At 51.7% G+C, this 14,658-nt stretch carries 14 protein-coding genes; 4 read left to right on the top strand and 10 right to left on the bottom strand.

What is annotated here, in order from left to right; all coding sequences use genetic code 11:
• Positions 1–80: 80 nt before the first annotated feature.
• The gene (locus FW415_RS10790) at positions 81–1,472 is read left to right on the top strand and encodes an aminopeptidase P family protein (RefSeq protein ID WP_148384641.1); all 1,392 of its coding nucleotides are present in this window, start codon (positions 81–83) and stop codon (positions 1,470–1,472) included.
• On the opposite strand, the gene FW415_RS10785 is transcribed toward FW415_RS10790, so the two are convergent.
• Positions 1,458–2,198, bottom strand: coding sequence for an EcsC family protein (locus tag FW415_RS10785; RefSeq protein WP_148384640.1), 741 nt, complete (start codon positions 2,196–2,198; stop codon positions 1,458–1,460). The two genes, FW415_RS10790 and FW415_RS10785, sit on opposite strands and share 15 nt — an antisense overlap.
• 119 nt (positions 2,199–2,317) lie before the next feature.
• Between FW415_RS10785 and FW415_RS10780 the strand changes: the two genes are divergently transcribed.
• Genes FW415_RS10780 through FW415_RS10770 form a run of 3 tightly spaced genes read left to right on the top strand, consistent with a single transcriptional unit; the run spans position 2,318 to position 4,890 of the window.
• The gene (locus tag FW415_RS10780; protein ID WP_148384638.1) at positions 2,318–3,352 is read left to right on the top strand and encodes a sensor histidine kinase; all 1,035 of its coding nucleotides are present in this window, start codon (positions 2,318–2,320) and stop codon (positions 3,350–3,352) included.
• Positions 3,321–4,010 (top strand): LytTR family DNA-binding domain-containing protein, encoded by a 690-nt coding sequence (locus tag FW415_RS10775; protein WP_148384636.1) that lies wholly within the window; start codon positions 3,321–3,323, stop codon positions 4,008–4,010. Before FW415_RS10780 ends, FW415_RS10775 begins: the two co-directional genes overlap by 32 nt.
• 19 nt (positions 4,011–4,029) lie before the next feature.
• The gene (locus tag FW415_RS10770) at positions 4,030–4,890 is read left to right on the top strand and encodes a phosphatase PAP2 family protein (protein WP_148384634.1); all 861 of its coding nucleotides are present in this window, start codon (positions 4,030–4,032) and stop codon (positions 4,888–4,890) included.
• Between the two features lies 1 nt (position 4,891).
• Here the strand turns inward: FW415_RS10770 and FW415_RS10765 are convergent, their stop codons facing one another.
• The 9 genes from FW415_RS10765 to FW415_RS10725 form a co-directional block, all read right to left on the bottom strand.
• Positions 4,892–5,086: a hypothetical protein gene (locus FW415_RS10765; RefSeq protein WP_148384632.1), complete on the bottom strand. Its 195-nt coding sequence runs from the start codon at positions 5,084–5,086 to the stop codon at positions 4,892–4,894.
• Between the two features lie 122 nt (positions 5,087–5,208).
• Positions 5,209–6,063, bottom strand: a complete 855-nt coding sequence (locus FW415_RS10760) for an alpha/beta hydrolase (RefSeq protein WP_148384630.1) — start codon at positions 6,061–6,063, stop codon at positions 5,209–5,211.
• A 60-nt stretch (positions 6,064–6,123) separates the two neighbouring features.
• A complete protein-coding gene (locus FW415_RS10755) occupies positions 6,124–7,308 on the bottom strand; it encodes an AGE family epimerase/isomerase (RefSeq protein ID WP_148384628.1) in 1,185 nt (394 codons plus the stop codon).
• A gap of 175 nt (positions 7,309–7,483) precedes the next feature.
• Positions 7,484–8,419, bottom strand: a complete 936-nt coding sequence (locus tag FW415_RS10750) for a DUF4434 domain-containing protein (protein WP_148384626.1) — start codon at positions 8,417–8,419, stop codon at positions 7,484–7,486.
• A gap of 98 nt (positions 8,420–8,517) precedes the next feature.
• Positions 8,518–9,195: a GDSL-type esterase/lipase family protein gene (locus FW415_RS10745; protein ID WP_210420859.1), complete on the bottom strand. Its 678-nt coding sequence runs from the start codon at positions 9,193–9,195 to the stop codon at positions 8,518–8,520.
• Between the two features lie 26 nt (positions 9,196–9,221).
• Positions 9,222–9,905: a GDSL-type esterase/lipase family protein gene (locus FW415_RS10740; RefSeq protein ID WP_148384624.1), complete on the bottom strand. Its 684-nt coding sequence runs from the start codon at positions 9,903–9,905 to the stop codon at positions 9,222–9,224.
• Positions 9,906–9,985: 80 nt separating this feature from the next.
• Positions 9,986–11,818: a sodium:solute symporter family protein gene (locus FW415_RS10735; RefSeq protein WP_148384622.1), complete on the bottom strand. Its 1,833-nt coding sequence runs from the start codon at positions 11,816–11,818 to the stop codon at positions 9,986–9,988.
• A 10-nt stretch (positions 11,819–11,828) separates the two neighbouring features.
• The gene (locus FW415_RS10730) at positions 11,829–13,160 is read right to left on the bottom strand and encodes a DUF5009 domain-containing protein (protein ID WP_148384620.1); all 1,332 of its coding nucleotides are present in this window, start codon (positions 13,158–13,160) and stop codon (positions 11,829–11,831) included.
• 79 nt (positions 13,161–13,239) lie between these two features.
• Positions 13,240–14,646, bottom strand: a complete 1,407-nt coding sequence (locus FW415_RS10725) for an alpha amylase family protein (protein ID WP_148384618.1) — start codon at positions 14,644–14,646, stop codon at positions 13,240–13,242.
• Positions 14,647–14,658: the final 12 nt, after the last annotated feature.

Below are 14,658 nucleotides of genomic sequence, written 5' to 3'. Positions count from 1 at the left end.
GCGGTCATTTTTTGAAAATATCTAAAAATGGCCGGCCTCTGCGCTGCATTCTTTACATTTGAATATCAATTATCATTACCATGCATTTCAGTCTTTTCCCGAAAGAAGTCTATATCAACAGAAGAAAAAAGCTGCTGCAGGAAGTAGGCACCGGCCTGATCCTCCTGATGGGCAACCAGGAGAGCAGTATGAACTATAAAGATAACTGCTACCCTTTCCGCCAGGACAGTACTTTCCTGTACTATTTCGGGCTGGATGTGCCGGGCCTGGCCGCTATAATGGATACGGCCAGCGGGGAAGCGACCATCTACGGGAATGAGCAGGGTATCGATGATATTATCTGGACGGGGCCGCTGCCCACGGTACGGGAAATGGCGGAGCTGGTGGGCGTTTCCTCCACTGCGCCCTATCAAAAGGCCGGAGCAGTGGTGCAGGATGCGCAGGCACATGGCCGGCCGGTGCATATACTGAAGCCTTACCGTCCGGAGAACTGCATACAGCTGGCCGCCTGGCTGCAAACAGCACCGGAGCTGGCGGATTCCGTTACCCTGATCAAAGCCGTGATACGGCAACGGGCCTATAAAGAGGATATCGAGATCAGGGAAATAGAAGATGCCGTGTCCATCAGCACGGATATGCATATGGCCGCCATCCGGCATGCACGGCCCGGCATGAAGGAATACGAGCTGGTGGCAAAAGTGGAAGAAGTGGCGGCCGCGGCCAATGGGCGCCTGGCCTATCCCGTGATCCTCAGCGTCAACGGGGAGATCCTGCATAATCACTATCATGGCAATACCATCGGGGATGGACAGATGGTCCTGAACGATGCCGGCGCGGAAAACGCGATGCATTACGCCGGCGACCTTACCCGCACTTTCCCGGTGGGCCGGGAGTTCACCAGCCGGCAAAAGGAGATCTACCAGATCGTGCTGGGGGCAATGGACCATGCCATCAGCCTCCTGCGGCCGGGCATCACCTTCCGGGAAGTGCATACGCAGGCCTGCGAAACCCTGCTCAGCGGCATGAAGGCCATCGGGCTGATCAAAGGCGACCCTGCGGAAGCAGTGGCCGCCGGTGTGCATACCCTGTTCTTTCAATGCGGACTGGGCCATATGATGGGCCTGGATGTGCATGATATGGAAGACCTGGGTGAGGAATATGTGGGGTATACGGACAGCCTGAAAAAAAGCCGGGAATTCGGCTGGAAATCCCTCCGCCTGGGGCGCGAGCTGGAAGCGGGGTTTGTTTTGACGGTAGAACCGGGCATTTATATGATCCCGGAGCTGACCGACCGCTGGATGGCCGAAAAGAAACTGGAACAGTTCATCAATTATAAGGCTGTAGCGGCTTACAAAGACTTTGGAGGCATCAGGATAGAAGACAATTTCCTCATCACCGCAGATGGCAGCCATAAGCTGGGCAAGCACCTCCCGAAAACGTTGAAGGAGATAGAGGCTTTAAGGCAGTATTGACCGCTCTTCCGCTAGGTCCGCCCAATACCGCATCCGGTAAGCATTCATGGCCGTTTCTCCCAGCCTGTTGATCAGGCGGTAGTTCACCACAACACCCACCACAGCGCCGATCACGGGTATCAGCTGCGCCATCTTGGCGAGGTCCAGATGATCCCGGTACTCCTGCTGGAACCTGCGCCAGTCGAAGGCATGAATATCATCCGGCAGTGCTTTGCTTTTCGTATTCCAGTCCGTGATCTGTTCAAATACCATTTTCCGGTGCTGCGGGCTGCTGAAGGCCAGCTGGAAAATATGGAGCATATATACCCGTTCCTTGTAATCTTTCACGTCATAGCCGTACAGCGTGGCGATATCGAATAACAACTTCAGCTTGATGCCCAGGAGGATGGGGAAGTCCGCCAGCCCCAGCAAAATGCCTCCCGCACCGGTGATCCCGCCTTCGGCCGCGGCCGTTTTCCGGTAGATATCGATCTGTCTGCGTACGGCCGTTTCCGTCTGCATCAGGGAAACGTGGCGCGGCAGCGCAGGCACGGTATATTTTGCGCCGAACAGCACTCCGCGCACCATCTGCTTGATCGTAGCCGTAATGGCATGATGCACTTTCTCCGGGATCACACGGTTGATACGGTCCTGCACAGATTTCGCGGTACGGTCCACCCAATTAGGGTCTTTGCGCATCTTTTGCTGCCAGGTTTCCATCTCCCGTTTTGTCTGCTGATCGTACATCCTGATATTTGTTTTTATAAAGATACCGGTAAACCCGGGATACAAAAAGCCGGTTGATGAATGCGAATCATCAGATATTTGTTCAAAATAGCGCCGGATCGCCTTAAATTGCCTGCTGTATGGCTTTCAAAAACATTCTGAACAGGAGCTGGGTTGTCAACATACTTTTTCTGATCATATTGCTGACGCTGAATGTGCTCATCAATATTCAATATACGCCACTCAGCAATACGAAAGTGTACCTGTACCAGGGGATCTCGGTATTGGCGGTATACATCATGGCGGTATTGCACAACAAGTACATGCTGCAATTGCTGATCATGAAACGGCAATACTGGCAGTATATCTGGCTGCTGGCGGGGTGGCTGACGGTAACGACAGCTATCACCTATGGCTTGCGGGTACATATCTTCAAGGTGGATATAGAAATGTTCTGGATCGGGGACCTTGTGTTTGCGGTGACCTGCCTGCTGGTGGGGATCGGCCTGTGGTTCATGTACCGCCAGGCAACCCTCCATACGATGGAGCTGCGCAATTCGCTGCTGATGCGCGATAAGGAGATCCAGTACCTGCAAAGCCAGCTGAACCCGCACTTCTTTTTCAATACCCTGAACAATCTGTACGGCGTCAGTCTCCGTTATCCGAATAAAACGCCGGAGCTGATCCTCAGTATTTCCGAGCTGCTGCGCTACCAGCTGGAAAGCTCCCGCAAGCAGCTGGTGCCGCTGGAAGATGAGCTGCAGTTCATCCGCAACTATGTACACCTGGAAAGGGCGCGGGTCCGGCAGCGGTGCCAGGTGAATTTCAAGAAAAAGGGCAGTGAGAAAGACCTGCTGATCACTCCCCTGATACTCATTACCTTTGTGGAGAATGCCTTCAAGTATGCGCCATCCAGTATCCAGGCCAGCTATATCAAGGTAGAGCTGGAGATCAGGAATGAAACGCTGCTGCTGCGTATCCGCAATACCGTACCGGCAAACAAATCCTCCGTATCTTCGACAGGGGTGGGATTGAACAACGTGAAGCAGCGGCTGGCCCTGGCGTACCCGGACAAGCATACGCTGGTGACCCATGAAGAGAACAATATTTATCATACAGAACTCCTGTTAACACTTGAACGCCATGCAAGCACTCCGTTGCCTGATCGTAGATGATGAACCGGGAGCGCATTATGTGCTCGAAGCCCATATCGAAAAAGTACAGGCCCTGCAGATCACAGGCCATTGCTACAATGCCATGGAAACCGCCAATTTCCTGCACCGGGAGAAGGTAGACCTGGTTTTCCTGGATATCAATATGCCGGAACTAAGCGGGCTGGACCTGCTGAAGATCCTGAACAACAATCATCCCAAGATCATTCTTACCAGCGCCTACAGCGAGTTTGCGCTGGAGAGTTATGAGTACGATGTGGTGGACTACATCCTGAAACCCATCAGCTTTCCCCGCTTTCTCAAAGCGGTGAACAAGATCCTGCAGCAGGAAGCGCCTCCCAGCAATCAGCCGGAAGAGCCGCTGGTGCTGAAAACCGGCAGCACCCAGACCACCGTGGACCCGCAGGATATCTACTATGTGCAAAGCATGGGCAACTATGTGAAAGTGTACCTCGAAAACAAATGCCTGGTGGTGAACGCCACCACGGCGGAGATGGAGAAGCTGCTGCCATCCGGCACATTCGTCAGGATACACAAGTCCTACATCATTGCGGCGGATAAAGTGGAAGAATGGGGGCCGCGGCATGTGGTGATCCTGGACGAAAGCCTTCCGGTAGGCCAAACCTTCAAGATCAATCTGAACAAGCTGAAGGAGCGGTAGAAGTTCATATATTCGCAGCATGTTTTTTCGAGCGTTTGTCTTACTGGCGAATTTTCTGATCGCGGCTGCGGCGGCCATGGGCCATTATCACGAGGCGGATACCATTCCGCGGGAGGAACAGCTTCAGGTGGATACCCTGGCTCCGGACGGGCAATATGGGAGCGGACAGGCGGATACCCTCGCCCCCGAACCCCAATATTACCGCCTCAATGCCCGCTACCTGAAAAGCTTCTGGCCATCCTTCACCTATACCGTTTCCCGGCCGGCACATTGGGAAAAGAAGGACTGGGTAAGGTTTTCCGTTGCCACCGCCAGCATTGGCGCATTAATGGCGGCGGACTGGGAGATCCGCCATATCGTGCAGCATAACCGCGGCGGTATAGGTGAAAAAGTAGCCAATACTGCGGAGCCATTCGGCAATACTTATGGCGTATATATCTTCCCCGCCATGTACGTGGCCGGCCTTATTACCAGGCAGCCCAAATTTGAATCCGCCGGGCTTACCGGGGTCAAGGCGCTGGCGATCTCCACGGTTATATACACGGCCAGCAAAAAACTGATCCGCCGGGCCAGGCCCGATGCCACCAACTCTGCTTTTGATTATGCGCTTCCTTTCGCCAAACAGGGTTACACCTCCTCCCCTTCAGGCCACAGCAATACGATCTTTACCGTAGCCACAGCGCTGGCGCTGGAATTCAGGGATACGAAATGGGTGCCGCCGCTGGTGTACACCATTGCCGGCGTTACGGCTATATCAAGAATATACCATAACCGGCACTGGGCGAGCGATGTGGTGATGGGATCGCTGCTGGGGCATTTCGTGACCAAAGCGGTATGGCAAAGCAGTCAAAAGAAAAAGGTGGAGTACAGAACGTTTTGAGTTAACCTGATGCTGTTGCGGCAGCAATCATCCAGTCCAGGTACTTTCCGATATGTGTGCTTAAGTAATAAGGGAGATTCAGCAATTGGTAATCTTTCCCTTTTATGGTAGTCAGCTTGTCTATTTTAACCTTCCCGTTATATAACCGTACTGCGAGGTTGTGCGGAGCGGCACATTTAGGGGGCAATTTTTTCATTTTTTTGACCCATTTTGGGGGCAACTGAAGTGAAATCAGGCACATTTAGGGGGCAATTTCTTCACTTTACAGACCCATTTTGGGGGCAATTCTCCAGTAAACTTTCATCAAACAATTGATAATCAATCATTAACAAAAAATTCCCTGGCCCCTATTTTCTTCCCGGCGGCAACACTTTTCATAAATCCATCCATCTTCTCAAATTCCCGGAACATCCGGTTGCTCACTTCATGCCCCTTGCCTTCATAAGTATATAACACTACCTGCTTTCTCCAGGATTTTACCTGTTCATAGATGGTCTTTGCCCCGAAAAGCATCAGCCATCCGGCGGCATTGCCATTGCAATAATGATGTGCTGCCGTACCGAAAGGCACCAGCTGATCTTTTGTGCCGTGCATCAGCAAAGTAGGAATGTAATTATCCTTGCGCATGGTATTGATATCGATCAAAGCGCCGGCGAAAACCATCGCGCCTTTGAAGCGCTGCTGCCTGAAGAAATCAAACCGCGCGGGGTCTGAGGAGGCGAAAGGATTGTAGAGCAGTTGCAGGATTGTTTCCGCGCCGGCGCTGCTGCCTGCGATGAACAACCTGCCGGTATCCACCTGCAGGGATGCGGCGTTGCTGATAATGTATTTCGAGGCATCTGCCGCGTCCTCTACCGCCAGGCGCACCGCTTTGAGCTTTACGGGCGTGGGGGTGTTGCAGCTGAAGCTGCTGTCTTTCAGATACAACCGGTAGGATATCACGAAGATATTATACCCACGCCGGCTCATCCCTTCCGCGAAGGGCCGCTGATTCTTCGGATCACCGCTGGAAAAACCGCCGCCATGCACAAAGATAACGGACATGCCATTCGGGTTTCCTGAAGGGGCATAATGATCCATGTATAAGGTATCTTCCCCTTTGATATCGTATGTGATGCGCGTTTGCGCCTGTGCTACACTGCCAGTGAGCAGCAATAAAAGCAGACTTCTCATATCTCAATATAGACAATCAATTTTTATATCGCAACATCCACGGGCATCGCTGCCTTCACTTTACACGGCTGCCGGTTGCGCAACGAAAGCTGGCGCCTTCTCCAGCGCCTGCCAGACCTGGTAAAGCGCGCGCGGCACATGAAAACATCCTTTCCATTTCCCGCCCTTCAGCTGCAGCAAAGGTTCCCCTCTCCGATTCAGGTAACCGAACCATTCAGGATGCTCTTTATCTTTAAAATGCTCCCAGGTATAGGCATGCACTTTTTCGAACCAGGCCTTGCAGGCCTCGCTGCCGGTCAGTTGCCAGCCTTTGGCAAGAAACACCAGCGTTTCCATATGTACCCACCAGAGTTTCTGGTCCCATTCCAGTTGTTGCGGCGGATGATTTTTAATATCCATGAAATACAGGATACCACCGTATTGGTTGTCCCAGCCGTATTCCAGCATATGCAAGCCGATCTTCAGGGCTTTGTGAATCAGCGCCTCGTCTTTCAGGCGCACCCCAAGGTCCATAATGAACCACATGGCTTCGATGGCATGCCCGGGATTGATCAGGCGGCCTTCAAAGGAATCTGAAAAGCTGCCATCCTCATACACATTTTCCAGCACCAGGCCGCTGTCTTCCTGGTAGAAAACGTGCATCACTTCTTCCAGCACCTCGGGGATGAATTCATTCACTTTCTCACTGCCGAGGATATGCTCCAGCTCCAGCGAGAGGTTGCAGAGGATCATCGGGAGGGCGAAGTTCTTCAGGTTGCGGGTGCCTGCTACATTCTTCGTGTACGATCCTTTGGGATTATTGCGGCGTGCCAGGATATTATCGAAAGTATCCTTTGCGATCCTGAAGTATTCCGGCTTCGGGTCTATCTTGTATAAAGCACCGAATCCCAGCGCCGCAAAGCAGTCGGAAAAAATGTTATAGGGCTGGATGAGGGGCTGACCATCACGGGTGAGGGAAAAATACCAGTTGCCCTGCTCATCCCTTCCGTATTTTTCCATGAAGGCTGCGCCATGCTCCGCCATTTCTTTCCATTGAGGGTTCTGCTGTACTTTGTCGTACAACATGGAGAACATCCATACTTCGCGGCCTTGCAGCCACATGAACTTGTCGGTATCAAATACCTTCCCGGTGCGGTCCAGGCAGGTGAAATATCCTCCGGACTGCTCGTCTTTAGAATGATTGATCCAGAAGGGCAACACGTTTTCCAATAATTCCTTCTTATATAAAGCGGCTAAATGTTTCATCAGTTGACATTATTTTTCTACGGGTCTGACGGAATGGTATTTCATCAGTTGACATTATTTTAACGGGCCTGATAGGACTCACATCTCATCAGTTAATATTATTTTTCTATTACCGGCACACTACGCTCCTGCGGGAAAATTTTCACGCCCGGTCTCCATGCTTTTTATCTGATCATCACTTCAATCCCTGCAGATATTCCTTGTAGCGGTTATACAAATGTCCCGCTTGCAGGTAAGCGGATTGCGGACTCATAAAATGGGAGAACTCGAAGGTGAGCGCTTTGTCGTACCCCGCAAGGCGCGCAGCTTCCAGCTTCAGCCGCAGTTTCTCGAATTTGATCGGCAGAAATTTGATGGGCATGTCCCGGTCAAAGGATTCCGCATTTGTCCAGCATTGCATACCGTATTTGTCCGCCATCTTTTTATTGACGGCGAAGAACTCCGGCAGTTCATGGTAATCGATATGCCCGTCCTGGAAAGCAACGGCATCCACGGCGCCGCGCACACCGTCAAATACTTCGCTCCACTCTTTTTCATGTTCGCTGACGGAAACGGCATCTTCCTTGGTAAGCCCCGCAGATGCGGCCAGCACCGCTTTCTTCCCGTCCATCCAGGGGGAGATGAACGTAAAAAGACCATTACTGGCTTCTTTGCATTGTTTCCCCAATGTGCGGAATGCTTCCACCGCGCCTTTTGTTCTGCGGCTGATCTCCATGCTGAGATACCAGCCTTTGAAAGCCGGGTAATGCCCGTACTGCTGCCATACTTCATCTATCACATAGCGGTTGGCGTCTATTTCGTGCTGCATGTTACCGGTATCCCAATAATGGCCGCTGTCATACAAGCCGAAATAGAACTGCATGCCGTGTTTCTCCGCCAGCTCCAGATACATCTTCACCAGGTCAACCGGCGGTTCATAGCAACCGAACTGCTGCTGCAGGTAAGCAGAGGGATAGGTAATGAACCGGCGGTATCCGCTCCGGATCAAAATCACCGTATCGATGCCAATGGCTTTCATATAACCGAAATCCCTGTCCCATTCCTCCCGCCCCCAATTCTGGTGCGGGATGTCATGGCTGATCTCATCCAGGAAAGTGCCTGTTATTTTCATCCGTATATTTTTATTTTTTCGGGCCGGATGGAGCTGCTGATGTTTGAAATATTCATATCCTGTGTTGAATGATTATTTTAAACATGCCGGCTTCATGGCTACAATTGTTTTTTCTTTTTTAACCAGTTCACCCAGTCCACATACGCACCGGGCAGTACATGAATGCCGTCCTTCGTATATTCCGCTTTCAATGCCCCGTTCTCATCTGCAAACAACTCATGCAGGTTGAGATAGGTCAGGCGAAATTCCGATGCCAGTTTTTCAATGCCTTCGTTCAATGCTTTCACTTTGTCTGCTTTGTTCTTCAGATAATCATATGCCAGTTTGCTCTCGTTCATGGGCAATACGCTCTCTACAATGATCTTCGTTTTCGGAAGGCCTTTTGACAACTTTTCCAGTATCCTTCTATAGTTATTCAGGATCACATCCACCGGCAATCCGCGACCGATGTCATTGATGCCGATCAGCAGGAAGATTTTCTTTGGCCTTTGACTGATCACACCATCCAGCCGCGCCAGTACGCCGAAGGTGTTATCTCCGCCGATGCCCCGGTTCGCTACTTTACGCCCAGGCAACAACTCATGCCACTCCCCTCTTTCGGTAATGCTGTTCCCGAGGAACAGTATATCAGCCGGCTGATCGTTCAGCTGCGCATACAATTCCATCCTTCCTTCGTAGTACCAGTTGGCGTAGCTGCTGTCGATCTTTGGCTTGTCCTGCCCGAAAGCTGAGGCGGAGAAGAGACAGGCTGCCATATATATCCATAATCGTTTCATTCGTATATTTTTTCTCGGAATATTTTCTACAGATATTTTTTGCTTCGCAGATAATTCACCCAGATGGCGTAAGCGCCTACTTTAAGGTGCAGCCCGTCCGGCGTATCTTTCCTTTTCAGCTGGCCCTGCGCGTCCGCGAAGGGCTCATGCAGATTGACGAACCGGCAATTGTTGTCTTTAGCCAGCTGCTGCAGCGCTTCGTTCAGCTTCGCCACATTGGCATTGGTCACTTTCCGGAAAGGCTCGATCAGGATGGTATCATTGACCGGTAGTACGCTTTGCAGGTAAAGCTTTGTTTTCGGAGATCCTTCCTTCACCATTTGCACCATCTTCCGATAATTGTCAATGATCACCGTTACCGGCACTTCCCTTTTCAGGTCATTTACACCGATAAGGAGGAAGAGCTTTGCGGGGCGGGCGGCCACGATATCCGGGAGACGGGCCAGCACGCCAAAGGTATTGTCTCCGCTGATGCCCCGGTTCTGTACCGGTTTGCCGGGGAGTATTTCGTTCCATTTACCGGCTTCCGTAATGCTGTTGCCGAGGAATACGATGGCTTTCTTCTGCTTCGGCAGCGTGGCAAACAGCTCCTGCCGCTCCCGGTAATGCGAATTGTCGTAAGTGCTGTCAACCGTCTGTGCGCTGGCGCCGGTAAAGGTAACTATACCCAGTATCCAGCCTAATGATGCATATTTACATGAAAATTTCATCTATTCTTATTTATACTTTACGGTCAGATGGAATGTTTTCACATCTGCTCTTATTTAATTTTTTACCGGCAGGTGGAATGCTATTTATCTGCTTTACCGAGATGGTTCCACCAGTTCTTCTTCAATAACCAGGTAGTGGCGATGAAGATGATCACCCAGCCCAGCATCCGGTAGTTCTCCCTGATCATAAAGTAAATGGGGATCACCACCTGGGCCATCTGCCAGATAATGCCCGTTACGATGTTAAGCATATCCCGGCCGAAATCCTTGTTCGGTACAAAGGACGGATCTTCTTTCATCACTGCTTTTTTCACCGGCCCCCAGAAGCCCCAGGGTCTCGTCTGTTTATAAAATGCCTTTACCGCTTCGATGTTCACCAGCGGCGTCAGGTAAGTGCCGATGATGCAGCCCAGGAAGGAGAATGCGAGGATCACCGGAAATACATAGATATCCACGATGTCCGGGAAGAAGAACAGTTTGATGGTAGACCCGATCAGCCCGAACAACATCCCGTAGAAATATCCGTAACCGGTGAACCGCCACCAGAGCCATTTCAAAACATTCGCTGCAGCGTATCCACCGTACAGGGCGGAGGTGATCCAGAGGGTGAGCTTGTTCAGCGAAGCGCCCATAAACCCGAAGAGAATGCCCACAAAAACCAGCACCAGTGAAGCGATCACGCTGATGCGGATGTATTTTGCATTGGAGGCGGCGGGATTGATGTATTTCTTGTAGATGTCGTTCACGATATAGGCCGGCGCTGCGTTCACAAAGGCGGAGAAGGTGCCCATGAAAGACGCGAGCAGCCCCGCCAGCAGCAAGCCTTTAAAACCTGCCGGCACAAACTTGGCAATGGCTTCCGGCGCTATCTTCTCAAAATCGATATTACTGCCCTGCGCCCCCAGTTCCGTTTGCAGGTACACCAGCGCCAGCACTGCAAACCCTGCGATCATCAGGTACCGCGGGATATACATCACCCAGATGGTGGTGAAGCTCATCCTGGCGGCATCTCCCGGAGTGCGGGTGGACAGCACGCGCTGCATATCATAACTCGGCACCGGGCCCGCGATGGATGCAAAAATACCTTTGAAGAGCATCATCATCATCAAAATACCGAACAATCCGAACCCATCCGCCGCGATCTTCTGGTCTACAGCCGGGAATGGTGTTTTGCTCCAGTCCAGATCAAGCGTCCAGCCGAAAGAAAGGTCTTTCCAACCCGCGGGAATAGCCGCATTCACCTGCTCCGGCGTTACTGCGGTATAAGCAATGTAGCCGATCACGAAGCAGGAAATGGTCATAATGAAAAACTGCATCACTTCGGTGGCCACTACGCTGTACATACCGCCTTTGATGGTGTACAGGGTGGTCATGATACAAAGGATGAGCGCATAACTTCTTTCCGAGCTGAGATAAAAACTGCCCATCTGTACGGAGAGGTCCCAGGGTAATATGGAGGTAGAGAACTTGCCGATCCCTTCAAAGAAATACGCAATAAAACCGATCACGCTGACAATGGCGAATACCACGATGATGATATGTGAAAGCCGGGCGCCTTTTCCATCACCGAAACGAAAGGTGATCCACTGCGCGCCGGTCATTACATTGGAGCGCCGCATCCAGATGGCGAGGTACACAAATACGAACACCTGGTTCCAGACGGGCCACAGCCAGGGAATGAAGGCGCTTTTCAGACCGTAGATGAAGAGGATGCTCACCGTCCACATCGTACCGGAGATATCGAACATACCGGAGGCATTGCTCAGGCCGAGCATATACCATTTCATTTTATTTCCGCCGAGGAAATAGGATTGCAGGTCCTTCGACGCCTTCTTCGCGATATAAAAACCGATGAAGAGAATGGCGATGATGTAACCGATAATGATCCCGATATCTAATACACTTAATGACATTTCGTTTGATTTATGTTTTCCAGTACCATTTACGGCGGACAAAAAAGATGGTAATGAGCGATACGATACCGGTGAACAGCAGGCCGCGCAATACGCCCAGCCAAACGTTCTTTTCCATCAGGCTGAAAAGCTCCATGGCGCCGGTAAGGCGAAGCAGCGGCAACAGCAAAAGGTTCCCTGCTACATAGGCTACCATCGGGTTCCTTCCGTTGGCAGCGAGATAACGGATCAATGATGTGGCCCGGCCATAGTGTTCCAGGATACAAAAGCACAGCAATACCAGGAATGCCAGCCCACCGGTCACAAAATAATAACTGTAGGTGGACGGGTCTTTTTTAATGCCGTCCTGCGTACTGTCGAAACAAAGGCCCAGCCACAACAGGTAAATTCCGGCCTGCAGGAAATTGCTCCAGGCGGGTACCCGCATCTGCAAACGGCTGTTCAACACCAGCATGAACGTGCCGATGGCTACAGACCATACCAGGTTCAGCAACTGCCACCGGGCCTGCAAGCCAACGAGGTTCAGCACTACCAGCAACAAGGTGCAGCAGGCCATTATCATCCAGCTCCGCTTGTCTGTACCGGTCCCTTCGGGAACAGCCTGCATCAGCCACTCTCCCGCAAAGGTACCGGGAATGATGATAAACAGGTACTTGAGGTAATAGAACTTGTACATCCAGGGGAAAGGTGACCAGTTGTACACCTCCTGCGCCCAGTCCCCGGCGATAAATACTGCTGCAACGAAGGGAAGTATCCCGATGCGCACAAGCGGGTGCCTGCGGGTGAACCACCAGGCCAGTGATCCGAAAAAGGCCATGTTAGCCAGCACAATAATAATGACATCGCTCCGGTTGATGTCGAAATGCGGCTGGCTGTACAGGAACAGCAATGCAACCGCAAATGCAGCGATCTTAAAGAGTAGCATCCAACGGGATGTTGCACGGACGAACATGACGGCCAGCAACCCGAAGCACACTATGGACATCAACTGTTCCGTTATGCCGGGTTGTGTTGACTGTACCCATGCCCTGGCATGCAGCGTGAATATGGCAAAGAATACCAGCAACAGGTAACGTTGCAGTACATGCCCGGATACTTTTAATGTGGAAGTCTTTTTTTTGAGCGCCAGCGGAATAGCGGCGCCCATGCTAAACAGGAAAAAAGGGAACACCAGGTCCACCCAGGTCAGGCCCGGAAGGTCCGGATTGAACTGATGCGAAGGCGGCGGCGTTTGTGCATGATACATCCAGCCGGGCAGAATGCCGAAAGCTATGCTGCTGGACAGCACCATAGCCAGGATGGCAAAGCCGCGGAGGGCATCAAGACTGTTGCTTCGGTTCATATTCTTTTTCGGTGTTCATAAAAGGGGCTGACATGTTCCATCAGCCCCCGTGTTTGCTGCCTTTCTTTATTGCTAACCATTAATTATTCAATCCATTCTTCACAGCATCCCATAATGGCTGTTTCAGCCTGTTGTACTGGGGTGCGTAGATGTGTACGATATCGAAGAGCATGATCCCCCCACTGGCTTTATCCAGGATGTAGCGGATGGCCTTGGTGATCTCGCCGGTATTGGCCCAGCTCACATTGCCCAGGTCCATACTGCCGTAAAGCGGCATTTTATTGCGGGTGATGTACATGCCGCCGTTCAGCGAACCTTCAATGCTCCACCAATGGTATTTCAGCGATGCTGTGGCCGGATTGTCCGCCAGGCGGATCTGCGTGAAATAGTTGCCGGTCATCAGCAGGTCCAGCTGCTCTCCGTAACCGGTTTCGCCATAACCCGGGTAAGCCCAGTCGAAACGCACTCCCTGGTCGTTAAAAGGATCGTAATCCTTGCTGGCCCAGTTCACCCCTACCTGGTAATAGGTGGTGTACCATGCACCCACATAGGTGCCGAATGTCATATCGGCTTTTACGCCTTTCACGGCTGCGCGGGCTTTGATAAAGAAATCCTGTATCACGGAGCAACGGTACATCAGCCATTTTTTGTAATACTTCCCGGTGGTGGCGGGCAGCGTCTGGCCGGAACTGGTCCTCCAGGTGGTCACGATGTCCTGAGGGAACTTCATGTTCTTCGCATCGTTATCATTGTACTTGTTTTCAAGATACTTGATGAACTCCGCTTTGGAGAAATCGGAGAAGTCTGCATCGATGTCCGTATAACGGGCATAATCCAGCATGAGGCCATCGAAAGTGTATTTGGTTGCGATCTCTTTGATAATATTGAGCACGCGTTCCTGTACGGCAGGCTGCGCAGGGTTCACGAAGGCATTCCGGCCCGTGGTGGTTACCGGTACACGGTTGCCGTTTACATCGCAGACGATGGTTTCGTATTTGCTGCGGAAATCCGGATCATCGAACACGGTGCCGATCTGGCGGTTGCCGTCCCCTTCCACAAAGGTGACGATGGAGCCGTACACTTTGAACCCTCTTTTCCGCGCTTCCTGTATCATGAAGCCCACATAATCCACGCCGGGGGTAATGGTCTTCCCGTCCATTGAAGTGATCTGCTGCGCGATGGCGCTGGGATACATAGTGTATCCGCTGCTGCCTTTCACATCCACGACCAGGCCGTTCACGCCTACCTGCTTCAGGGTATCCAGCACTTTTTTCAATTCGGTGGTATCATTAAGACGGCCGTAGGTACCGAACACATTGGAGCGGGCATCCACCCAGGCCAATACATCGCGCTTGGGCTCAGGGTTGACGGTGGTGTCTCCACCACCCGGATTGGGTGGTGGAGGACCGTCTGATTTCTTGCAGCTTACCGTGGCTGACAATCCGAGTGCCAGTACGATGCCGATGGAAAGAAAAGTATTTTTCATGTGTTCATATTA

The organism is Chitinophaga sp. XS-30, from assembly GCF_008086345.1.
Classification (GTDB): domain Bacteria; phylum Bacteroidota; class Bacteroidia; order Chitinophagales; family Chitinophagaceae; genus Chitinophaga.
Note: the sequence above shows the minus strand (reverse complement) of the source record. Positions and strands in the feature narration are given on the sequence as shown.